Origin of the sequence: Micromonospora sp. NPDC047465 (genome assembly GCF_040643125.1) — a bacterium.
Taxonomy (GTDB): Bacteria; Actinomycetota; Actinomycetes; order Mycobacteriales; family Micromonosporaceae; genus Micromonospora.
This window is the reverse complement of the sequence record NZ_JBEYTP010000008.1, coordinates 116,611-136,211: the sequence shown is the minus strand read 5'-3', so window position 1 is coordinate 136,211 and position 19,601 is coordinate 116,611. Positions and strand designations below refer to the sequence as shown.

At 73.4% G+C, this 19,601-nt stretch carries 19 protein-coding genes, 1 tRNA gene and 1 other RNA gene; 16 read left to right on the top strand and 5 right to left on the bottom strand.

What is annotated here, in order from left to right; translation table 11 throughout:
• Positions 1 to 32: 32 nt before the first annotated feature.
• The 7 genes from prfB (at position 33) to ABZ793_RS10660 (ending at position 5,680) form a co-directional block, all read left to right on the top strand.
• Positions 33 to 1,154 carry a peptide chain release factor 2 gene (gene prfB, locus ABZ793_RS10690; RefSeq protein WP_357455114.1) on the top strand — a complete coding sequence of 374 codons (1,122 nt, stop codon included), beginning with the start codon at positions 33 to 35 and terminating at the stop codon, positions 1,152 to 1,154.
• Between the two features lie 118 nt (positions 1,155 to 1,272).
• Complete coding sequence (gene ftsE, locus ABZ793_RS10685) at positions 1,273 to 1,953, top strand: cell division ATP-binding protein FtsE (RefSeq protein ID WP_091097362.1); 681 nt, start codon at positions 1,273 to 1,275, stop codon at positions 1,951 to 1,953.
• Positions 1,954 to 2,018: 65 nt separating this feature from the next.
• Entirely contained in the window at positions 2,019 to 2,894 is an 876-nt protein-coding gene (ftsX, locus tag ABZ793_RS10680) for a permease-like cell division protein FtsX (protein ID WP_357455111.1), read from the top strand.
• Positions 2,895 to 3,027: 133 nt separating this feature from the next.
• The gene (gene smpB / locus ABZ793_RS10675; RefSeq protein ID WP_357455108.1) at positions 3,028 to 3,507 is read left to right on the top strand and encodes an SsrA-binding protein SmpB; all 480 of its coding nucleotides are present in this window, start codon (positions 3,028 to 3,030) and stop codon (positions 3,505 to 3,507) included.
• A gap of 104 nt (positions 3,508 to 3,611) precedes the next feature.
• Positions 3,612 to 3,987: a transfer-messenger RNA gene (gene ssrA / locus ABZ793_RS10670) on the top strand.
• A gap of 196 nt (positions 3,988 to 4,183) precedes the next feature.
• Positions 4,184 to 4,654, top strand: a complete 471-nt coding sequence (locus tag ABZ793_RS10665; RefSeq protein WP_357455105.1) for a hypothetical protein — start codon at positions 4,184 to 4,186, stop codon at positions 4,652 to 4,654.
• A gap of 39 nt (positions 4,655 to 4,693) precedes the next feature.
• Positions 4,694 to 5,680, top strand: a complete 987-nt coding sequence (locus ABZ793_RS10660) for a hypothetical protein (protein ID WP_357455102.1) — start codon at positions 4,694 to 4,696, stop codon at positions 5,678 to 5,680.
• Between the two features lie 80 nt (positions 5,681 to 5,760).
• On the opposite strand, the gene mdlC is transcribed toward ABZ793_RS10660, so the two are convergent.
• Together mdlC and ABZ793_RS10650 are read right to left on the bottom strand one after the other, a co-directional pair.
• Positions 5,761 to 7,356, bottom strand: a complete 1,596-nt coding sequence (mdlC, locus tag ABZ793_RS10655; RefSeq protein ID WP_357455099.1) for a benzoylformate decarboxylase — start codon at positions 7,354 to 7,356, stop codon at positions 5,761 to 5,763.
• 61 nt (positions 7,357 to 7,417) lie between these two features.
• On the bottom strand, positions 7,418 to 8,221 hold the full coding sequence (locus tag ABZ793_RS10650; RefSeq protein ID WP_357455096.1) for an S-methyl-5'-thioadenosine phosphorylase: 804 nt from the start codon (positions 8,219 to 8,221) through the stop codon (positions 7,418 to 7,420).
• A gap of 150 nt (positions 8,222 to 8,371) precedes the next feature.
• Between ABZ793_RS10650 and ABZ793_RS10645 the strand changes: the two genes are divergently transcribed.
• Positions 8,372 to 8,962 carry a YqgE/AlgH family protein gene (locus ABZ793_RS10645; RefSeq protein WP_357455093.1) on the top strand — a complete coding sequence of 197 codons (591 nt, stop codon included), beginning with the start codon at positions 8,372 to 8,374 and terminating at the stop codon, positions 8,960 to 8,962.
• An 88-nt stretch (positions 8,963 to 9,050) separates the two neighbouring features.
• A tRNA-Ala gene (locus tag ABZ793_RS10640) sits at positions 9,051 to 9,123 on the top strand.
• Positions 9,124 to 9,255: 132 nt separating this feature from the next.
• Here the strand turns inward: ABZ793_RS10640 and ABZ793_RS10635 are convergent.
• Entirely contained in the window at positions 9,256 to 9,834 is a 579-nt protein-coding gene (locus tag ABZ793_RS10635; protein WP_357455090.1) for a hypothetical protein, read from the bottom strand.
• 313 nt (positions 9,835 to 10,147) lie between these two features.
• Here ABZ793_RS10635 and ABZ793_RS10630 point away from each other — a divergent pair, with 313 nt between their 5' ends.
• Positions 10,148 to 10,609, top strand: coding sequence for a hypothetical protein (locus ABZ793_RS10630; protein WP_357455088.1), 462 nt, complete (start codon positions 10,148 to 10,150; stop codon positions 10,607 to 10,609).
• Positions 10,610 to 10,711: 102 nt separating this feature from the next.
• Here ABZ793_RS10630 and mgrA read toward each other — a convergent pair whose 3' ends face one another.
• Together mgrA and ABZ793_RS10620 are read right to left on the bottom strand one after the other, a co-directional pair.
• Entirely contained in the window at positions 10,712 to 11,701 is a 990-nt protein-coding gene (mgrA, locus tag ABZ793_RS10625; protein ID WP_357455085.1) for an L-glyceraldehyde 3-phosphate reductase, read from the bottom strand.
• Between the two features lie 38 nt (positions 11,702 to 11,739).
• Complete coding sequence (locus ABZ793_RS10620; RefSeq protein WP_357455082.1) at positions 11,740 to 12,192, bottom strand: GNAT family N-acetyltransferase; 453 nt, start codon at positions 12,190 to 12,192, stop codon at positions 11,740 to 11,742.
• Positions 12,193 to 12,423: 231 nt separating this feature from the next.
• Between ABZ793_RS10620 and ABZ793_RS10615 the strand changes: the two genes are divergently transcribed.
• From ABZ793_RS10615 to ABZ793_RS10590, 6 genes are all read left to right on the top strand, one after another.
• On the top strand, positions 12,424 to 12,921 hold the full coding sequence (locus ABZ793_RS10615) for a hemerythrin domain-containing protein (protein WP_357455080.1): 498 nt from the start codon (positions 12,424 to 12,426) through the stop codon (positions 12,919 to 12,921).
• Between the two features lie 88 nt (positions 12,922 to 13,009).
• The gene (locus ABZ793_RS10610) at positions 13,010 to 14,254 is read left to right on the top strand and encodes a histidine kinase (protein WP_357455077.1); all 1,245 of its coding nucleotides are present in this window, start codon (positions 13,010 to 13,012) and stop codon (positions 14,252 to 14,254) included.
• Complete coding sequence (locus tag ABZ793_RS10605) at positions 14,251 to 14,919, top strand: response regulator transcription factor (protein ID WP_350703124.1); 669 nt, start codon at positions 14,251 to 14,253, stop codon at positions 14,917 to 14,919. Before ABZ793_RS10610 ends, ABZ793_RS10605 begins: the two co-directional genes overlap by 4 nt.
• A 98-nt stretch (positions 14,920 to 15,017) precedes the next feature.
• Positions 15,018 to 16,085, top strand: a complete 1,068-nt coding sequence (locus ABZ793_RS10600; RefSeq protein WP_357455073.1) for a hypothetical protein — start codon at positions 15,018 to 15,020, stop codon at positions 16,083 to 16,085.
• 62 nt (positions 16,086 to 16,147) lie between these two features.
• Positions 16,148 to 17,605, top strand: coding sequence for a magnesium chelatase (locus ABZ793_RS10595; protein ID WP_357455071.1), 1,458 nt, complete (start codon positions 16,148 to 16,150; stop codon positions 17,603 to 17,605).
• A 2-nt stretch (positions 17,606 to 17,607) separates the two neighbouring features.
• Positions 17,608 to 19,563 (top strand): VWA domain-containing protein, encoded by a 1,956-nt coding sequence (locus ABZ793_RS10590; RefSeq protein WP_357455068.1) that lies wholly within the window; start codon positions 17,608 to 17,610, stop codon positions 19,561 to 19,563.
• Positions 19,564 to 19,601: the final 38 nt, after the last annotated feature.

Genomic DNA, 19,601 nt, shown 5'->3' with positions numbered 1-19,601 from the left:
CACTCCTCGCACGAGCAGTACCCTTGTCTGTCGTGACCGCTGCCGATTACGCCGAACAGCTCAAGGACCTCGACGCCACCCTGCGCAACATCGAGTCGGTGCTCGACGTCGACCGCCTGCGGGAGGACAAGGCGCGCCTGGAGCAGGAGGCCTCCGCGCCCGACCTGTGGGACGACCAGGCCAAGGCGCAGCAGGTGACCTCCCAGCTGTCGTACGTCAACGGCGAGATCAACAAGCTCTCCAGCCTCCGCTCCCGCCTCGACGACGCCGGGGTGCTGCTGGAGCTGGCCGAGGCCGAGTCCGACCCCGGGGTGCTCACCGAGGTCGAGTCGGAGATCGCCGGGCTGACCAAGGCCATCCAGGAGATGGAGGTCCGCACCCTGCTCTCCGGCGAGTACGACTCCCGGGAGGCGCTGGTCGCCATCCGGGCCGGCGCCGGCGGGGTGGACGCGGCGGACTTCGCCGAGATGCTGCTGCGGATGTACCTGCGCTGGGCCGAGCGGCACGGCTACCCGACGGAGGTCTACGAGACCTCCTACGCCGAGGAGGCGGGCCTCAAGTCGGCCACCTTCACCGTGAAGGTGCCCTACGCCTACGGCACGCTCAGCGTCGAGTCGGGCACCCACCGGCTGGTGCGGATCAGCCCGTTCGACAACCAGGGCCGCCGGCAGACGAGCTTCGCCGGGGTCGAGGTGCTGCCGGTGGTGGAGCAGACCGACCACATCGACATCCCCGAGAACGAGATGCGGATCGACGTCTACCGCTCCTCCGGCCCGGGCGGGCAGAGCGTCAACACCACCGACTCCGCCGTCCGGATCACGCACATCCCGACCGGGATCGTGGTCACCTGCCAGAACGAGAAGTCCCAGCTGCAGAACAAGGCGTCCGCGCTGCGGGTGCTCCAGGCGCGGCTGCTGGAGGTCAAGCGCCAGGAGGAGCAGGCCAAGCTCCAGGGCCTGAAGAAGGAGACCACCGGCGCGTGGGGCGACCAGATGCGCTCGTACGTCCTGCACCCCTATCAGATGGTGAAGGATCTGCGGACGGAGCAGGAAACCGGCAACCCGTCCTCGGTCTTCGACGGCGACCTGGACAGCTTCATCGAGGCCGGGATCCGGTGGCGCAAGCAGCAGGAGATGGCCGGCGACGCTGCGTGATCATCCGCGGGCGGAGCGCGTCTTCGATCTCCGCGTAACCCCGCAAATAGATGACGCGACTCGCAACGGCGGGGCGTGGGGCTTGGCTCCACGGTTACACCGCGTAGACTCACCACCCGTGATTCAGCTTGAGCAAGTGACGAAGACGTACCCGAAGGCGTCCCGGCCTTCGCTCGACAACGTGTCCGTCTCGATCGAGAAGGGCGAGTTCGTCTTCTTCATCGGTCCATCCGGCTCCGGCAAGTCCACCATCATCAAGCTGCTGCTGCACGAGGTCTCGCCCAACAAGGGCCGGGTCATCGTCAACAGCAAGGACGTCACCTCGATGCGCTCGTGGAAGCGACCCCACTTCCGGCGCTCGATCGGCTGCGTCTTCCAGGACTTCCGGCTGCTGCCGAACCGCACCGCGTACGAGAACGTGGCGTTCGCCCTCGAGGTGATCGGCAAGACCAAGGCGGTCGCCCGCCGGGTCGTGCCGGAGGTGCTGGAGCTGGTCGGGCTCGGTGGCAAGGAGCACCGCTACCCGCACGAGCTCTCCGGTGGCGAGCAGCAGCGGGTGGCCGTCGCCCGGGCGTTCGTGAACCGTCCGCTGATCCTGCTCGCGGACGAGCCGACCGGAAACCTCGACCCGGACACCTCGATCGAGATCATGCGCCTGCTGGACCGGATCAACCGCACCGGCACGACCGTCGTGATGGTCACGCACGACTCCAACATCGTGAACCAGATGCGCCGCCGGGTCATCGAGATCGAGAGCGGCCGCATCGTGCGCGACCAGGCCCGCGGCGTCTACGGCTGAGCCGACGCCACCCCTGCGCAGCCTGACGACGAACACCTCATGCCGGAGACCCGGAGGAAATCCCGATGCGCGTGAAATACGTCCTGTCCGAGGTACTGGTCGGACTGTGGCGCAACGTGACCATGACCATCGCGATGATCATCACGATGGCTGTCTCGCTGACCATGCTCGGCGCCAGCGGTCTCATGTACCGCCAGGTCGACGACATGAAGGACCTCTACTACAAGAACATCCAGGTCTCGATCTTCCTGGACCAGGAGGTGACCCCCGAGCAGCGTGACGCCCTGGACGGCCAGCTGAAGGGTGACCCGCTGGTCAAGGAGGTCATCTACGTCAACAAGGACGAGGCGTACAAGCGCTTCCAGGAGATGTTCCAGGACGCTCCGGACCTGCTCAGCGCCGTCAAGGCGGACAGCCTGCCCGAGTCGTTCCGGCTCACGCTGAACAACCCCGAGCAGTACAAGAGCATCTACGACCAGTACAAGGACGCCGAGGGCGTCGACGAGATCGTCGACCAGTCCCGGCTGCTGGACAAGATCTTCGACATCCTCACCTCGATCCAGAACATCGCCCTGGCCGCCGCGATCGTGATGGCCGTCGCCGCGCTGCTCCTGGTCGCCAACACGATCCAGGTCGCCGCGTACAGCAAGCGGCGTGAGGTCGCGGTCATGAAGCTGGTCGGCGCGTCGAACTGGTTCATCCAGGCGCCGTTCGTGCTGGAGGCCGTGGTCGCGGGCCTGATCGGCTCGCTGCTCGGCCTGGTGGCGCTGATCGCGGCGAAGTACCTCCTCTTCGACGGATCGTTGCAGGCGCTACAGGGCCTGCTCTCCCCGGTGGGCTGGGGCGACATCCTGGTGATGTTCCCGCTGATGGCCGGCGTCGGCGGCCTGGTCAGCGCGGTCACCGCCTGGGTCACCCTCCGCTTCTACCTGCGGGTCTAGCCTCCGTACGGCTCGACGGGCCCTCTCGCGCCAGGAATAAACGGCGCGGGAGGGTCCTTGTCGTTCGGGTAGCATGATCTCCGCCCCGCGGCCGGTCATCCGGGCGCGGTCACACGGAAAGGGGGTGGCGCCGATGCCACGGGAGAAGGGGCGCAAGGTCGTCGCCTCCAACAAGAAGGCCCGGCACGACTACTCGATCCTCGACACCTACGAGGCGGGTATGGCGCTGACCGGCACCGAGGTCAAGTCGCTGCGGGCCGGGCGCGCGTCGCTGGTCGACGCGTTCGCCCAGGAGCGCAACGGCGAGCTCTACCTGCACGGGATGCACATCCCGGAGTACACGCAGGGCACCTGGACCAACCACGAGCCGAGGCGGACCCGCAAGCTGCTGCTCAAGCGGCTGGAGATCGACCGGCTGATCGGCAAGACCCGCGAGGGCGGCCTGACCATGGTGCCGTTGCAGGTCTACTTCTCCGACGGCTGGGCCAAGGTCGAGATCGCCCTGGCCAAGGGCAAGAAGTCGTACGACAAGCGGCAGGACCTCGCCAAGCGGGACGCGGACCGGGAGATCGCCCGGGCCGCCGGCCGGCGCGGCAAGGGGATGGATGACTGATCTGTCTGCTTTGTCCGGGTCGGCGCGCCGACCCGGGGCTCGGGATGAAACCCGTTGCGGCAGGCGTTAGGCTTGGTGGAGCCGCCACAGGGGCGGCCCGTCGAGGGGGTGACTGGTTTCGACTTCGTACGTTGCGGCAGGGGAAGCGAGCCGAGGAAGCCGACGTCGTCTCGAGAATCGTTCGTCGGAAACCAATAAGCGCCAAGAACAATCGCGCTGACTTCGCTCTCGCCGCCTGAGGCGAGTAGCAAGTCTGTCGGCCTGGGAGCGCCTTCGACCCAGTTAGCCGGCATCAGCTAGAAGGCTGGCCAACCGGACCCGGTCGCGGGGTCCGTGCGGCGAGATCAATCAGCGACTGGGCCCGTCACACCGACTCGCTCGCGTGATCGGAGGGGCCGAGTAGAGGCACAGCGAGCTGCGCTCGGAGAAGCCCTGACAAGGCGGCGAAGGACCCGGGTTCGATTCCCGGCACCTCCACCACCAGTCGATGCGCCCCGGTCCACCGGACCGGGGCGCATCGTCGTCTCCGGGCCCGGACGGGCCCGGGACGTGGGGCCGGTGGGGCGCGAGGGGCTGCTGCGGCCGACGGGGTGGATGAGGTGCCACCGCCTCTGGACAGGGCAAACGCGCCGGGTCCACCATCGCTGTACGGTCAGACGCGACGCGGGAGGTGCCCATGGTCACCGGTCCGATCCAGCAGCCGTCCACCGTCCCCGGGGCGCTCCCGCCGCCCGCCGCCCGCCGGCCCCCCGCCACCCTGCTCGGGGATCTGCACGCGCTCACCCGGGCCCTGGCGGCCCCGCCGGCCGAGCCGCGCTGGCGGGAGCGGGTCCTGTTCCGGCTGGGGCCCGTGCGGCAGGGCTTCGCGGAGCACGTCCGGGTCACCGAGGGGCCCGCCGGACTCTACGCCGAACTGCTCGGCCAGGCGCCCCGGCTGGAACACGGGGTGCGGCTGCTGGCCCGGGAACACGCCGCCATCGCCGCCGCGCTGGCCGCCCTGCACCAGGCGGCGGAACTGCCGGAGGCGTCGGCCGACGACCTCCTCGGCCGGGCCGGGCACCTGGCGCGCGCCCTCGCCCGGCACCGGCAGCGCGGCGCGGACCTCATCTGGCAGGCGTACGAGACGGATCTCGGCGGGGAGAACTGAGGGCGGGAACCGGCGGCGGCGACCCGACGTCCAACCGACATGCGCCGTACCGCCGCCCTGCTGGGCCTGCCGCTGTTGATGATCGTCGCCGGGTGCGCCCCGGCCGGCTCCGAGCCGGTCGCTCCCGCCGACTCCGATTCCCGCCGGGACGCGTTCACCCAACGGGCCACCGAGGTGGCCGAGGCGTGGCGACCGGCCCCGGCGTGGACGACCGGTTACGTGCCGGTGCAGGACCCGACGGTGCTGCTCGGCGATCCGGGCTTCACCGAGGCGACCAGGACGGCCTTCCAGAGCGGCTGGTACCGCGACCAGGTCGACCTGCCCGCCGACCTGCCCGCCGACCTGCCCGCCGACGGCACCATCCGGTTCCCGGACGGCACGCTCACCGTGCCGCTGATCAGCGCGGCCACCGCCTACGGGCAGCTCGACCAGGGCGACCCGCCGCCGTGCGGGGGCCGGCCGAAGGGCCCTGCCGGGCCGAACGGCCCCGGGCGGCCCGGCCCCGGTGGCCCCACCATCGAGCCCGGCCCCGACGGACCGGTCAGCAGCACCCCGCAGACCGCCTGCGTCCCGCTGACGGTCACCGCCGTGAAGCTGGGCACGGCTCCGGTGCGCACCAGCCGCGGCGAGGCGCAGGTGCCGGCGTGGCTGTTCACCGTGGAGGAGCTCTCCGCGCCGGTGGCCCGGGTCGCCGTGGCGCCTTCGGCCGTCACCGCCCTGCCCGAGCCGGTCGCGCCGGCGAGTCCGGCCCCGCAGGGCGTGGTCGGCGCCCAGGACCTGCGGTCCGTCGACGGCGCCACGCTGACCTGGCGGCTCGGCGTGGGCAGCTGCGACACCGGGATCACCCCGCTGGTGCAGGAGCGCGACGACGTGGTGGTGGTCGGCGGCGGCGTCACCACCGCCACCGGCCAGTGCACGATGATGCTGAAGCTCGAGCCGGTCACCGCCACGCTGAAGGCGCCGCTCGGCGACCGGCCGGTGCTCGACGTTCTCACCGGCGCGCCGCTGCGACTCACCACGAGCTGACGGGGCGCCGGCTCGCGGGAGACGGGCCGGTGCTGACGGGGTGGCGACGCACGGCCCAGGTCGTGCTGCCGGGCGGCGGGTCACAGGAGCCGGGGCACCTCGGTGCTGACGGGCACCGGCAGCACCGTCGGGCCGTCCGCCCGCAGGCCGGCGGCCAGGGCGTCGCCGAGCTGGTCCGGGTGTGTCACGACGGTGGCCGTGCAGCCGTAGCCGCGGGCGATGGCGGTGATGTCCAGCCCCGGCAGGTCCAGCCCGGGCACGCCGGGGGTGTCCTTGAAGTCGGCGAACGACTTCAGGATGGCGTACTGCTGGTTGACCGGCACGACGACGACCAGCGGCAGGCGCAGCCGCGCGGCGGTCCAGAGGGCCTGCACGGAGTAGTGGAAGGAGCCGTCCCCGATGACCGCGACCACCGGCCGGCCCCGGCCGGTGTCGCGCTGCGCCAGCGCGATGCCGACGGCCGCCGGCAGGCCGTACCCGAGGCCGCCGCTGGCCATGGTGAAGTACGACCCGGGCCGGGTGCTGCGCAACCGGCGGCGCAGCGCCGGCAGGTTGGACGGCGACTCCTGGACCAGGATCCCGTCGGCGGGCCAGTGCCGGGCCAGCGCCGCGAAGAGCGCGTCCGGTGCCGGCGGGAGCCCGTCCGGCGGCGGTGGCGGGTCGGGGCGCGGCGGCGGCGCCGGACGGGCTGCCGCCGGCAGCAGGTCGACGAGGGCGGCCAGGGCCAGCCCCGCGTCGCCGAGCAGGCTGTCGCCCACCGGGGCGCGGGCCGCCTCCTCGGGGTCGTCGGTGACGTGCAGCAGGCGGGCGCCGTCGGGCAGATGGTCGCCCGGCACGTGCGGGTAGTAGCGGAACACCGGCGCGCCGACGACCAGCACGGTGTCGCGCCCGTCCAGCGCCTGCGCCAGCGGCCCCGTCGCGAAGGGCAGCACCCCGCGGAAGTGCGGGTGGTCCTCCGGGAACGCGGCCCGCTCCGGCGCGGGGGCCGACCAGACGGGCGCGGCGAGCCGCTCCGCCAGCGCCACCGCGGCCGGCCACCCGCCGGCCCGGTCCACGGCCGCGCCGAGCACCAGCGCGGGCGCGCGGCTGCCGGCCAGCACGGCGGCGAACTCCCGCAGCCGCTGCGGGTCGGGCGCGAACCGGGTGGCCACCGTCCGCACCTGCGGGGGCGGGTCGGCGGGCTGCGCCCAGTCGTCGAGGGGCAGGGAGAGGAAGACCGGCCCGGCGGGCGGCTGCACCGCGGTCGCGTACGCCCGCATCAGCGCCGCCGGGACGTCCTGCGCGCGGACCGGCTCGTGGCTCCACTTCACGTACGGCTGGGGCAGCTCGGTGGCCCGCCTGCTGGTCAGCCGGGGTTCGAGCAGCAGCATCTCCCGGGTCTGCTGGCCGGCGGTGACGATCAGCGGGGTCCGGTTGTGCCACGCCGTGACGAGGTTGCCCATGCCGTTGCCCGTGCCGGGCGCGGTGTGCAGGTTGACGTGCGCCGGCCGGCCGGTGGCCTGCGCGTAGCCGTCCGCCATGCCGACCGCCGACGCCTCGTGCAGGGCGAGTACGTAGTGGAAGTCGTCCGGGAAGTCCCGCAGGAACGGTTCCTCGGTGGAGCCCGGGTTGCCGAAGACGGTCGTCAGGCCGAGGGCACGGAGCAGGTCGTACGTGGTGTCGCGGACCGTTGCCATCGCCCCCCAATCTATCGGGGCTCCCCGGGCATCTCGGGCTTTTCGCCGCCTCCCCCGCCCGTCAGGGCAGCGTGATGGGAAGGGTGATGCCGTCCAGCGCCCGCCCGCAGTCGCAGTCCCGTTCGACGGGCAGCGCGGCGACCGCGTCCAGCAGGAGGCCCCGCAGCCGGTCGGTGTTCTCGCCGAAGACCCGGAACACCTCCTCCTGGGTCACCGCTCCGCCACCCGCCACGCCCGCGTCGTGGTCGGTGACCAGGGCGATCGAGGAGTAGCAGAGGGCCAGCTCGCGGGCGAGGACCGCCTCCGGGTGCCCGGTCATGTTGACCACCGCGCCGCCCATCGAGGCGAACCAGCGCGACTCGGCGCGGGTGGAGAAGCGGGGGCCCTCGACCACCACCACCGTGCCGCCGTCCACCGCCGGGACGTCCCGCCGCGCCGCCGAGGCGAGCAGCGTGCGACGGCCGGCCGGGCAGTACGGGTCGGCGAACGAGACGTGCACCGCGCTCTCGTCGTAGTAGGTCTGCGCGCGCCCGCTGGTGCGGTCGATGAGCTGGTCCGGCACCACGAACGTGCCCGGCCCCAGCTCCGGCCGCAGCCCGCCCACCGCGCACGGGGCGAGCACCTGACGTACGCCGAGGGAGCGCAGCGCCCAGAGGTTGGCCCGGTACGGGATCAGGTGCGGCGGGTGGCGGTGGTCCCGGCCGTGGCGGGGCAGGAAGGCCACCCGCCGGCCGCCCACGTCGGCGATGGTGACGGCGTCGGACGGCGGCCCGTACGGCGTGTCCACCTTGTGCTCGGTCGCGCCGTCGAGCAGCGCGTAGAGCCCAGAGCCCCCGATCACCGCGAGTTCCGCCGTGACGCCCATCGGTCCTCCCTCAGGTCTGTCGATCACCCGACCGTCAGACCTTAACCACCGCCCCGGGGGCAGGCTATGGTGCCAGGCATGGCGTTGACGGCGCGGACGGCACCGGTGCCCCCGGGCGTCCTGGTGCGGTCGGTCTGACGGGGGTCCGGCATGCAGGGAGAGGGGCAGGCGATCGGCGGGCGGGCTACGGGGTCGATGGCCGGGCGGCTGCTGGTCGCGACGCCGGCGCTGAAGGACCCGAACTTCGACCGTACCGTCGTGCTGCTGGTCGCGCACGAGCCCGGCGGCGCCCTCGGCGTGGTGCTCAACCGGGCGACCGAGGTGCCGGTCGCCGACGTGCTGGGCGACTGGTGCGACCTGGCCCGCGATCCGGCGGTGCTCTTCGAGGGCGGGCCCGTGCAGCCCGACTCGGCGATCTGCCTGGCCCGGATGCGCCATCCGGTGCAGCGGCTCAAGGGCTTCCACCAGATCTCCGGCGCGGTCGGCACGCTCGACCTGTCGGTCGACCCGGAGCGGCTGCGGGAGGGCATCAGCGGCATCCGCGTCTTCGCCGGCTACTCCGGCTGGGGCTCGGGCCAGTTGGAGCAGGAGATCGAGGACGGCTCCTGGTTCGTGCTGGACGCGCTCCCCGGCGACGCCTTCGTGGACCGGCCCGACGACCTGTGGCCGATGGTGTTGCGCCGGCAGGGCGGCATGATGGCGGCGGTCGCCCACTTCCCGCCGGACGTGGCGCTCAACTGAGCCACCGGCGGGTGGGGACCCCGCGAGATGACCATGCGGCGGGTCGTGTGTATAGTTCTCTCGTGCCCGGGCGACCGGGACGAGGCAAGGGGCCGTGGCGCAGCTGGTAGCGCACCACACTGGCAGTGTGGGGGTCAGGGGTTCGAGTCCCCTCGGCTCCACCCTTGCGAAACGCCCTGGTGAGGGACATCCCCCACCAGGGCGTTTTGACGTTTCTGCCGCTCTTGGCCCGCTACGTGCCCTAGCTGTGCCGGTTGGCGCCGTCAGATGCCGGCCGGCAGTGGTGCGGCGTTTCAGCCGGATGTGACCCGGTAGCCGCCGCTTCGCACCGTGAAGAACGGCGCGGGCGCCATGACGGGCGCGTTCGGGCTGCCGGCCATGCACTCGGCCAGGTTCTCCACTGGTCCTGTCGAGCCCATCTGGTCGAGGCTGTGCCCGGATTCGTCGTCACCGCCGTCGAAGACGGTGAAGCCGAGGTGCTTGCCCAGCCAGCTCTGAGTCAGCTCGGGCGAGGTCTTCGTGACGATCGCGGTCAGTGTCGAGGCTCGGCCGCTGGTCATCACGCAGTTCACCTCTCCTTCGGCCCAGAGGGTGAGATTCAAGGCGGCCACCCGGTGGTGGACGCGGACCGTTCCCGCGGCCTCGGCCGGGTGCGGGACCTCGCCTGCGGCGGGGGAGACGGCTTGGGCGTCGAAGGTGAAACGGACGTCGTCGTCGGGCGCCTGAGGGTAGAAGACCCGTGCGGACCCGGTCACGCTCGCCGTCGACTGCGTCCGGGTGGAGGCCGCCCCCGGCGAGGCGGCCGGGATGGTGGACGCGGTCACCGTCGCCATGCTGAGGGCCACCAACGTGCGGAAGCCTGCTCTGGTCATGCGTTCTCCTGGTGTGAGCGGACTGTGCTCTCGACTCGCAGCATCACAAGTCCTCTCGGGCCGCCGCCTCCCCCGCACGAGTGATCCTGCAATGGCGGCAGAGTTGATCGTGTGATTGATCATAATCGAAGAGCGTCAATGAAGTCGCCATGCCGCCGCTGGTGAAACGGTCGGGGTGGCCGTCGTTCACACATCGATGCCGTTGTGGTGTCTGGTCCGGACATACATCGTCGCGTGCCGGAATTGCCATTCTGTCCCGGCAACCAGATCGCTCGGTGAAGGGGGAGAACGGGTGTTCCGAATGATGCGGAGAATGGCGGTCGCGGTGACGGCGGCGGCGGCCGTGGTCGGGGTGGTGGGTGCCCCGGCGCAGGCGGCGGTCAACCCGTACACGCCGGAGGCGGTGTGCGGCGTCGGCTACACGCGGATCGACCAGGACCCGATCCGCAAGGACACCGGCGAACTGCTGGGTACGGTCCACCTGCTGCGCAACAACCTGACCGGCTACGCGTGCGTGGTGACGCTCAAGTCGGCGTACGCCGGGGTGGCGACCCGCACCGGGGTCTACGCCGACACGGACTACGCGTCGCCGGTTCAGGACGAGGGGCTGAAGTTCTACTACGCCGGCCCGGCCAAGACGTACGTGGGCCTGGGCGGCTGTGTTCTCTGGGGCGGCTCGATGGCGGACTCGTCCGGCACCGTCTGGTACCACGCTCGGGCCAACCCGGCCATCGGTGGAATCGTCACCTGCGGGGACGTCTCGCACCCGCAGTAGACGAACTGCTGAGTGTGTGGACGGGCCGGTGGTGCGATTCCAACCGGCCCGTCCGGCAATCACGTCGACGCCATTTCCGGACCTCCCGGGAACCGGTGCGGCTCAGCCGAGGTGGCGCTCGATCTCGGTCAGCTCCTCGGCGGTGAAGTCGAGGTTGTCCAGCGCGGCGATGTTCGCCTCCAACTGCGGCACACTGCTCGCCCCGATGATCAGGCTCGTCATCCGCGGATCGCGCAGCGCCCAGGCGAGCGCGAGCTGCGCCAGGGACTGGCCGCGCCGCTCGGCGATCGCGCCGAGCGCCCGGATGGTGGCCATCTTCTCCTCGCCGAGGTCGCTCTCGCTGAGGAAGACGCTGGTGCGCACCCGGGAGTCCGCGGGGATCCCGCCGAGGTAGCGGTCGGTGAGCAGGCCCTGGGCGAGCGGGCTGTAGGCGATGCAGCCCGCGCCGACCCGCTCCAGCGTGTCGAGCAGGCCGTCGTCCTCCGTCCAGCGGTTGAGCATGGAGTAGGACGGCTGGTTGATCAGCAGCGGCGTGCCCAGCTCGCGCAGGATCGTGGCGGCCCGCTCGGTCTGCTCCGAGTCGTAGTTGGAGATGCCGACGTAGAGCGCCTTGCCGGAGCGGACGACGGCGTCGAGCGCGCCCATCGTCTCCTCCAGCGGGGTGTCCGGGTCGAAGCGGTGCGAGTAGAAGATGTCGACGTAGTCCAGCCCGAGGCGGCGCAGCGACTGGTCCAACGAGGAGACCAGGTACTTGCGGGAACCCCATTCGCCGTACGGGCCGGGCCACATCAGGTGGCCGGCCTTGCTGGAGATCACCAGCTCGTCCCGGTACGCCCTGAGGTCCGTGGCGAGCATCCGGCCGAAGTTCTCCTCGGCGGCGCCCGGCGGCGGGCCGTAGTTGTTGGCCAGGTCGAAGTGGGTCACGCCGAGGTCGAAGGCGCGGCGGACGATGTCCCGCTGTCGGTCGTAGGGCCGGTCCGGGCCGAAGTTGTGCCACAGCCCGAGCGAGATCGCGGGCAGCCGCAGCCCGCTGCGCCCGCTACGCCGGTAGGCCATCGTCTCGTAACGGTCGTCCGCTGCCAGGTACGTCACGCCCCGACCCTAGCCCCCCGCCCGATCCGACGCGGAGGTCAGAGGTCGTAGCGGAGGCGGGGCAGGGTGCGGCCGGTGGAGGGGGAGACGCAGGTGCCGGCGGGTACCGCGCCGACGTGCCGGTAGAAGGCCTCGGCGCCCGGGTCCGCCTCGATCCACAGCGTACGGGCGCCAGCGGCGCGGGAGGCGGCCACGGCGTGGTCGAACAGCACCCGGCCGGCGCCGGTGCCGATCGCCGGCGGGTCCACGAAGAGCATGTCCAGCTCCAGTTCGGGCGGCGCGCTGGCGAGCACCACCAGCCCCACCACCCGGCCGTCCCGCTCGGCCACCGCCACGTGTCGGGCAGTCACGTCCGCCGGCGTCAGTGTCAGCTCCGTACGGCAGCGGGCCAGGAACTCGGTGTCGTATCCCCAGTGGCCCTTGGAGCGCAGCGCCAGCTCGGTCAGCTCGGTCGCCTCGTCGGGCCGGGCGGGCCGGATGAGGAATCGCACCCGCCCATTGTGCCGGAGGTGCGGCGAGCGGCGCCGGGCCGGCACCGGGCGCTGCCGCTCCTTGCGCGAGCCCGAACGGGCGTACCGTCCCTCTTGTCCGGGTAGGTTCGGTGCCATGCGCTTCGTCCAGCTCGACGCCCCGAAGCCCCTGTCCAAGATCGGCCTCGGCACCTGGCAGTTCGGGTCCCGGGCGATGCCCCGCCTGCTGCGCCGAACCGGAAAGTGAGCCCGATGGACGACATCACCGCGCTGATCCTCGACGACCACGCCGCCTTCCGGCGGGGCTTCGCCCGCCTCGACGACGCCCGCGACGAGCACGAGCTGCTGGCGATCTGGGACGCGCTCGCCCTGCACCTCGACATCCACGCCGAGGCGGAGGAGGCGATCCTCTACCCGCACCTGGTGCGACACGGCGACGACGGCGAGGCCGAAACCGTCGACGCCATCGGCGACCACAACAAGATCCGCGACGCGGTGGCCGAGTCCAAGCTGCACCCGGTGGGCTCCGACCAGTGGTGGGCGGCGGTGCGTACCGCCCGCCGGGAGAACAGCGAGCACCTCGCCGAGGAGGAGGACGAGGCGCTGCCCGACTTCCGTCGGCACGCGAGCGATGAGCTGCGCGCCGAGCTGGGCCGCCGCTGGCTGACCTTCTACGGCGAGCACAGGAACGGCCGCGACCTGCCCTTCACCGACAAGGACCCGCAGCGCTACGTCGACGAGCACCGCTGACGCGCCGCTCGTCCGACCGGCGGCCGGGTCGCCGATCTCCCCGACGTGGGGGAGTCGGCGCGGGGTGGCCCCGGGACAGAATGGGCGGGTGAAGCCCCGCACCGTCCTCGCCCCGCTGGTGGCCGGCAGCACCTGGCGGCGCGGAGTGTTCCTGCTGCTCGGCGGGGTGCTCGTGCTGCCGTACGTGCTGCTGGCGGTGGTGTTCGCGCAGATGCTGACGCAGCCCGACGTGCCCCGGCCGCTGGTGCTGGGGCTGCTCGTCGTCGCGGCGACCATCGCGGCGGTCCCGGTCTTCCTCGACGGCCCCCGGGCGCTGGAGATCGCAGCCGCGCGGGCCCTGCTCGGCGTCGACCTGCCCGACCCGGCGCCCGGGCACGCCGCCGACCGCGAGACCCGGCTGCGTTCGGCGCTCTGGATCGGGCTGCACCTGGTCAGCGGCGGGCTGGTGGTGGCCGCCCTGTTCAGCGCGGTGCCGATGGCGCTGGCCTTCATCGGCCAGCAGTTCGGCCTCGACACCGGGATGACCGGCGGAGACCGGTTCGGGCCGTTCGACGGGCGGGACACCGGCTGGCTGACCCTCACGGGCATCGTGGTGCTGGTGGCGCTCGGTTACGCCGTCGCCGGGCTGGGCGCGCTGGCCGTGTCGATGGCCCCGGTGCTGCTCGGCCCGGCCCAGGCGGAACGGATCGCCGCCCTGGAGGCCCGGGCCGCCCGGCTCGCCGAACGCAACCGGCTGGCCCGGGAGCTGCACGACTCGGTGGGGCACGCGCTGACCGTCGCCACCCTCCAGGCGGGGGCGGCCCGCGAACTGCTCGACCGGGACCCGGAATTCGCCCGGCGCGCGCTGACCGCGATCGAGGAGGCCGGGCGCACCGCCATGGACGACCTGGACCACGTGCTCGGGCTGCTGCGCGAGCCCGCGGGCGGGCGGGCCGCGCCCGCCCCGCAGCGTACGCTCGCCGACCTGGACCGGCTGGTGGCCGACACCCGCGCCGCCGGCCTGCCCGTCGACGCGCGGTGCGCCGGCGAACTCGCCGACCTGCCCGCGGCCGTCTCCCGGGAGGGCTACCGGATAGTCCAGGAAGGGTTGACCAACGCCGCCCGGTACGGTCGGGGGCCGGTCACGCTGCGCCTGGGCGTGCACGCCGACGCGCTGGAGCTGGAGCTGGACAACGCGGTGGGCCGCCGGCGCCGTGCCGACCCGGGCCGGGGCGGCCGGGGCCTGGACGGGATGCGGGAGCGGGTGCTGCTGCTCGGCGGCCGGCTGACCGTCGGGCCCGACGGCGACCGCTGGCGGATCCGGGTACGGCTGCCGTTCGAGGGGACCCGATGACCGACACCGCGACGACCACCACCGGCGTGCTGATCGTCGACGACGACGAGCTGATCCGGGTGGGGCTGCGAGCCATCCTCGACGCCCAGCCCGACCTGCGGGTGCTCGGCGAGGCCACCGACGGCGCGGAGGTGCCGCCGCTGGTCGCCCGGCTGCGCCCCCAGGTGGTGCTGATGGACGTGCGGATGCCCGGCATCGACGGCATCCAGGCCACCCGGCGGCTGCTCGCCACCTCCGCCGACCCGCCCCGGGTGCTGGTGGTGACCACGTTCGCCAACGACGAGTACGTCTACGACGCGCTCCGCGCCGGGGCCAGCGGGTTCCTGCTCAAGCGGGCCCGGCCGGCGGAGGTGGTGGAGGCGGTCCGGGTGGTCGCGCGGGGCGAGTCCCTGCTGTTCCCCGCCGCCATCCGCCGCCTCGCCGGGGCGTACGGGGGGCGGGGCGCCGACCGGCTGGAGGCCGCCCGGCTCACCGACCGGGAGGCCGAGGTGCTGCGGCTGATGACCACCGGCCTGTCCAATCCCGAGATCGCCGCGCACCTCGTGGTGGGCGTGGAGACGGTGAAGACCCACGTCGGCAACGTGCTGGCCAAGCTCGGCGTGCGCGACCGCACCCAGGCGGTGATCGCGGCGTACGAGTCGGGGTTCGTCACCCCGTCGGGCTGAACGGCCCTTCCGGGTTCGCGGGTGGTTCCCTCCGCAGGGGGAGTGGGTTCACCGCCCCACGGGAGGGAACGCGGGGCCCGCCGGCCGAGGCTGAAGGCATGACGACGACCCTTCCGCCCACCCGCCGGCCGGCCGTGCACCGGTCGGCCCGGCTCGCCCCGCTCGCCGCCGCCTGGCTCGGTCTGTGGGGCGTGCTCGCCCTCGTCTCCACCGCCACCGGCGCCGGCTACCCGTTCGGCGCGAACGACCCCGGCGGGGACATGAACCTGCTGCGGCTGGTCCCGACCACCGTCGGGCCACCGCTGTTCGCCGCGCTGCTGCTCGGCGCCGCCGTCGCCGCGCTCGCCATGACCGGCTCGCAGCGTCCGGGCCGGCCGCTGCGCGCGCTGCTGTCGGCGTACGCCTGGACGGTCGCGTTCCTGCTGGCCGTCGTCGTGCCGGACGTGGGAGTGCTGACCATCCTCGGGTACGCCCCGATCCTGGTCATCGGCGCGCCGTTCGGCTGGCCGCCGGTGGACTACGCCGACGTCTTCACCTGGGCGCTGTTCGCCCGGTTCGCGGCCGTCGTCGGCGGGGTGCTGCTCGCCGGGGCCGTGCTGGGCTGGCAGCGGCGCACCGCCGGCGCCTGCCCGGGGTGCGGGCGCGACGGCGCCGACCACGGCTGGACCTCGCCCGCCTCGGCCACCCGCTGGGGGCGCTGGGCGGCCTGGGTCGCGGCCACCATCCCGGCCCTGTACGCCGTCACCCGGCTCGCCTGGGCGGCCGGCATCCCGCTCGGCATCGAGCAGTCGTTCCTCGACGAGATGCGGGCGAGCGGGCTGGTGTGGGCGGGTGCCGGGCTGGGCGGGTTCGCGCTGGTGGGCGCGGTCCTCACGCTGGGCCTGGTGCAGCGCTGGGGCGAGCGGTTCCCGCGCTGGACGGTCGGCCTGGCCGGGCGGCCGGTGCCGGTACGGCTGGCCGTGGTCCCGGCCACCCTCGTCGCGGTGGCGGTCACCGCGGCGACGCTCGGGCTGCTCGCCAGCCCCGACTTCTGGGACTTCGGCGAGGTCAGCCTGGCCACCGCGCCGATGCTGCTGTGGCCGTTCTGGGGCGTCGCCCTCGGCGCGGCCACGTACGCGTACCACCTGCGTCGCCGGGGCGCCTGCGGGGACTGCGGCCGAGGCTGAGCCGTACCGACGGCGGGGGCGCCCGGTCGACGGACCGGGCGCCCCCGGCGCCGTGAGCTAGCGTGGTTGGGGTGACTGCGCCTTCCCCGGTTACCCCGGTCCCACCGGCCGACCTACCCGGCACGCTCGGCGCGCTGCGGGCGGCCGGCCACGCGTACCGCACGGTCAAGCAGGAACTCCGCGACAACCTCCTGGCCCGGATGCGCTCCGGCGCCGACCGCTTCCCCGGCATCGTCGGCTACGACGACACGGTGCTGCCCGAGGTCGAGCGGGCGCTGCTCGCCGGGCACGACATGGTGCTGCTCGGCGAACGGGGCCAGGGCAAGACCCGGCTCATCCGCTCGCTGGCAGGGCTGCTCGACGAGTGGACCCCGGTGATCGCCGGCTCGGTGCTCAACGAGCACCCGCTGCACCCGCTCACCCCGGCCTCCCGGGCGCTGGTCGCCGAGGCCGGCGACGACCTGCCGGTCGCCTGGCTGCACCGCTCGATGCGCTACGGCGAGAAGCTGGCCACCCCGGACACCAGCGTCGGCGACCTGATCGGCGACGTCGACCCGATCCGGATCGCCCAGGGGCGCACCCTCGGCGACCCGGAGACCATCCACTTCGGTCTCGTACCGCGCACCAACCGGGGCATCTTCGCGGTCAACGAGCTGCCCGACCTGGCCGAGCGGATCCAGGTCGCGCTGCTCAACGTGCTGGAGGAGCGGGACATCCAGGTCCGCGGCTACCAGCTGCGGCTGCCGCTGGACCTGTTCCTGGTCGCCAGCGCCAACCCGGAGGACTACACCAACCGGGGACGGATCATCACCCCGCTGAAGGACCGCTTCGGCGCGGAGGTCCGTACCCACTATCCGGCCGACCTCGACCTGGAGCTGGCTCTGATCCGGCAGGAGGCCGACCCGGTCGCCGAGGTGCCGGAGCACGTGCTGGAGGTCCTCGCGCGGTTCGCCCGCGCGGTACGCGAGTCGCCGTCGGTGGACCCGCGCTCCGGCGTCTCCGCCCGGTTCGCGATCGCCGCCGCCGAGACGGTCGCCGCCGCCGCGCTGCGCCGCGCCGGCCTTCTCTCCGCCGGTGCCGACGGGGCGCGCCCCGAGGCGCCGGTGGCCCGGGTGGGCGACGCGGTGTCGGTGACGTCGACACTGCGCGGGAAGGTGGAGTTCGAGAGCGGCGAGGAGGGGCGGGAGGTCGAGATCCTCGGCCACCTGCTGCGGACCGCGACGGCCGAGACGTTCCGGGCCCGGCTGGCGGGGCTGGACCTGTCCGGCTTCACCGCCCTGGTCGACGAGGACGCCGTGATCGAGACCGGCGAGCTGGTCAGCTCGGCGGAGCTGCTGCGCCAGGTGGGCACCGTCCCCGGGCTCGCCAAGGCGCTGGACCGGCTCGGCCTGGGCGACGCGCCCACCCCCGAGCAGGCCGCCGCCGGCGTCGAGTTCGTCCTGGAGGGGCTGCACCTGACCCGCCGGCTCGGCAAGGACGTCACGGACTCCGGCCGGACCCGCTACGGCGGTCGGGCCTGAGCATGGCCGGCAACCGCTTCCGGTACGGGCAGTGGCGCGGCGGCCCCGACCCGCTCGCGCCCCCGTACGACGTGCGGGGCGCGGTGGACGCCGTCGGCGCGGAGGTGCTGGCCGGCGGCAGTCTCCGGGAGGCGCTGCGCGACCTGCTGCGCCGGGGCCCGCACGGGCGCGGCGGCCTCGACGACCTGGCCGCGCGGGCGAGGCGGCTGCGCCGGGAGGCGCTGCGGCGGGGCGACCTGGACGGGGCGGTCACCCGGGCCCGGGCACTGCTCGACCAGGCGCTCGCCGCCGAGCGGGACGAGCTGCGCGGGCGCGACGGCGACGCCGCGCGGTTCGCCGAGGCGGTGCTGGACAACTTGCCCCGCTCGACCGCCCGGGCGGTGGCGGAGTTGGCGGGCTACGGGTGGGCCAGCGACGAGGCGCGCCGGACGTACCAGCGGATCCTGGACGGGCTCCGCGACGACGTGCTGGGCCAGCGCTTCGCCGGGCTGCGGGACGCGGTGCGGGCCTCGGCGGACCCGGCCGCCCAGCGGCGGCTGGCCGAGATGATGCGCGACCTGAACGACCTGCTGGCCCGGCACGCCCGGTCCGAGGACACCACCGACGCGTTCGCCGAGTTCATGCGCCGGCACGGCGAGTTCTTCCCGGAGCAGCCGGCCGACGTCGACGAGCTGGTCGACGTGCTGGCCCGCCGGTCGGCCGCCGGGGAGCGGCTGCTGCGCTCGCTGTCCGACCGGCAGCGGGAGGAGCTGGCGGGCCTGATGCGGCAGTCGCTCGGCGACCGGCTCGCCGGGGAGTTGGCCGCGTTGGACGCCAACCTCCGTGCGCTCCGGCCCGACCTGCACGGGGGCCGTGGCGAGCGGGTGCGTGGCGACCGGCCGCTCGGCTACGGCGAGGCCGCCGGCGCGCTCGGCGAGATCGCCGAACTGGACGGGCTGCTCGACCAGCTCGACCAGGAGCACCAGGGTGCCACCCTGGACGACGTCGACGTCGACGCGGTGGCCCGGACACTGGGCCGGGGCGCCGCCGACGACGTACGCCGGCTGCGGGAGCTGGAGCGGGAACTGCGCCGGCAGGGATGGGTGAGCCGGGACGCCGACGGGTTGACCCTGAGCCCGAAGGCGCTGCGCCGGCTCGGCGGCACCGCGCTGCGGCGGGTCTTCGCCGACCTGACGGCCGGGCCGCGCGGCCAGCACGACCTGCGCTCGGCGGGCGCCGCCGGCGAGGTCAGCGGGGGCTCCCGCCCGTGGGAGTACGGCGACGAGCAGCCCCTGGACGTGGTGCGGACGCTGACCCGGGCCGTCCGTCGCGCCGGGACGGGCGTGCCGGTGCAGCTGGCCGTCGAGGACTTCGAGGTGGTGGAGACCGAACGGCGGGCGTCGGCGGCGGTGGCGCTCTGCGTCGACCTTTCCTACTCGATGATCTCGCAGGGCCGGTGGGGCCCGATGAAGCAGACCGCGCTGGCGCTGGCGCACCTGATGGCCACCCGGTTCCCGCAGGACGCGCTGCAGATCATCGGGTTCGGCCGGGAGGCGCTGCCACTGACCGAGCAGGAGTTGGCCGCCGTCGAGCCGGACATGCAGCAGGGCACGAACCTCCAGCACGCGCTGCGGCTGGCCGGCCGGCACCTGCGCCGGCACCCGGGCGCCGAGCCCGTGGTGCTGGTGGTCACCGACGGGGAGCCGACCGCCTACCTGGACCCGGACGACGGGGAGGCGCTGTTCCACTGGCCGCCGCTGCCGGAGACGATCGAGGCGACCGTCCGCGAGGTGGACCGGCTGACCCGCTACGGCGCCACGCTCAACCTGTTCATGCTCGGCGACGACCCCGGCCTGCGCCGCTTCGTCGACGCCGTCGCCCGCCGTTCGAAGGGCCGCATGTTCACCCCCGACCTCGAGGACCTCGGCGAGTACGTCGTCTCCGACTACCTCCGCGCCCGCCAGCCCCGTCGCCGCTGACCCCGCTGGCAGCTCGACAGCGCCCGCGGACCACAGGC

Coding starts and splice junctions, on each gene's coding strand:
- smpB (WP_357455108.1), top strand. CDS start 3,028: ATGCCACGGGAGAAGGGGCGCAAGGTCGTCGCCTCCAACAAGAAGGCC.
- ABZ793_RS10665 (WP_357455105.1), top strand. CDS start 4,184: ATGGTCACCGGTCCGATCCAGCAGCCGTCCACCGTCCCCGGGGCGCTC.
- ABZ793_RS10650 (WP_357455096.1), bottom strand. CDS start 8,221: ATGGGCGTCACGGCGGAACTCGCGGTGATCGGGGGCTCTGGGCTCTAC.
- ftsX (WP_357455111.1), top strand. CDS start 2,019: ATGCGCGTGAAATACGTCCTGTCCGAGGTACTGGTCGGACTGTGGCGC.
- ABZ793_RS10615 (WP_357455080.1), top strand. CDS start 12,424: ATGGACGACATCACCGCGCTGATCCTCGACGACCACGCCGCCTTCCGG.
- ABZ793_RS10645 (WP_357455093.1), top strand. CDS start 8,372: ATGCAGGGAGAGGGGCAGGCGATCGGCGGGCGGGCTACGGGGTCGATG.
- ABZ793_RS10635 (WP_357455090.1), bottom strand. CDS start 9,834: ATGACCAGAGCAGGCTTCCGCACGTTGGTGGCCCTCAGCATGGCGACG.
- mdlC (WP_357455099.1), bottom strand. CDS start 7,356: ATGGCAACGGTCCGCGACACCACGTACGACCTGCTCCGTGCCCTCGGC.
- ABZ793_RS10660 (WP_357455102.1), top strand. CDS start 4,694: ATGCGCCGTACCGCCGCCCTGCTGGGCCTGCCGCTGTTGATGATCGTC.
- ABZ793_RS10630 (WP_357455088.1), top strand. CDS start 10,148: ATGGCGGTCGCGGTGACGGCGGCGGCGGCCGTGGTCGGGGTGGTGGGT.
- ABZ793_RS10605 (WP_350703124.1), top strand. CDS start 14,251: ATGACCGACACCGCGACGACCACCACCGGCGTGCTGATCGTCGACGAC.
- ABZ793_RS10600 (WP_357455073.1), top strand. CDS start 15,018: ATGACGACGACCCTTCCGCCCACCCGCCGGCCGGCCGTGCACCGGTCG.
- ABZ793_RS10590 (WP_357455068.1), top strand. CDS start 17,608: ATGGCCGGCAACCGCTTCCGGTACGGGCAGTGGCGCGGCGGCCCCGAC.